Annotated in this window: 1 protein-coding gene; it reads right to left on the reverse strand. The window is 40.5% G+C overall.

What is annotated here, in order from left to right:
• Nucleotides 1-17: 17 nt before the first annotated feature.
• Nucleotides 18-1,184, reverse strand: coding sequence for an LptF/LptG family permease (locus NJ959_RS29795; protein WP_254015375.1), 1,167 nt, complete (start codon nt 1,182-1,184; stop codon nt 18-20).
• Between the last annotated feature and the right edge of the window lie 27 nt (nt 1,185-1,211).

Here is a 1,211-nt window from a genome sequence, read left to right on the forward strand (position 1 = left end):
CCCCTAGCCCCTTTGAATTATTGTGCAGCTTTAAATAACAAAAATCCCCCAGCGCCGAAACCTAATAAATTTGGCAACCAGGCAGCGACAACGGGAGGCAAATAGTTACTCAACCCCAAAGCATCTCCAACCGCCATTAACATATAATAGACAAAAATAACCAACACACTAATACCAAATCCTGTTGCTTTATTAGTCCGCTGCGGGCTATTGCCTAAAGAGCCACCAACTAAACCAAAAACCAGACAAGCAAAGGGTAAGGCAATTTTTTGATTAATCCGGATTAGTAACTTTCTAATTTTCTGTTCATCACCAGTTAGAAGTTCTAATTTGAGACGTTCTTTCGATTGAGAAATATTCATTTCATCATAGTCTCTACCTTGATTTGCCAAATCTAAGGGAGTGCGTGGCAGTTGTAATTTTTGGTGTTGAAAGCGGAGGATATTGCGGTAGGAAGCATCGGGAGCGATTAAATAAATAGTCCCATCAAAAAAATCCCAGGTACTCTCAGCAATATTCCAAATTGCTGATTGGGCTGTGACTATTTGGTTTATGCTTTTTTCTGACCAATCTAGGATAGTTAATCCTTTCATCCGTTCCCCATCAAACTCTTGCGCGTAAAAAATACGTTTAAGTACGGTTTCTTTATTTCCATTACTCTGTTCTACATCCCCGAATTCACGATAGAATATATTACGCTCTTGGAATGAAGGTTTTTCTTTATTTAATGCTTGCTCTAAAGTCTGAGTTGCCTGATAGTTAGCCGCAGGTACAACATATTCATTAAAAACAAAAGTCATTCCAGTAACAATCAAACTCAGGATAATTGCGGGTAGTACTAGGCGATAAATACTCACCCCGCAGCTTCGCAAAGCAATTAGTTCACTATCGCTGGATAAGCGGCTATAAGTTAATAATGTTGCCAGTAAAACTGAGGTAGGGAAGGCATAAGCCATAAATTGGGGTAGGCTGAGAAGTAATACTTTCAGGACTAGTGTGGCGGGTAAGCCTTCATCCACAGCTTTACGCATCAAATCGAATAAGCTACCAATGGTTACCCCAACGGAAGAAAACATCCCCATCCCAAATAGAAATGGCGGGATTAATTCGGTGATAATATAACGATCCATCACCGATAATCCGGGAATAAGTGAAAGTATAGATTGAGATTTTCCGACTGTCATTGCTAAGAGGGGGAGTGGGGAGTGGGG

Source organism: Limnofasciculus baicalensis BBK-W-15 (genome assembly GCF_024178385.1).
Taxonomy (GTDB): Bacteria; Cyanobacteriota; Cyanobacteriia; order Cyanobacteriales; family Coleofasciculaceae; genus Limnofasciculus; species Limnofasciculus baicalensis.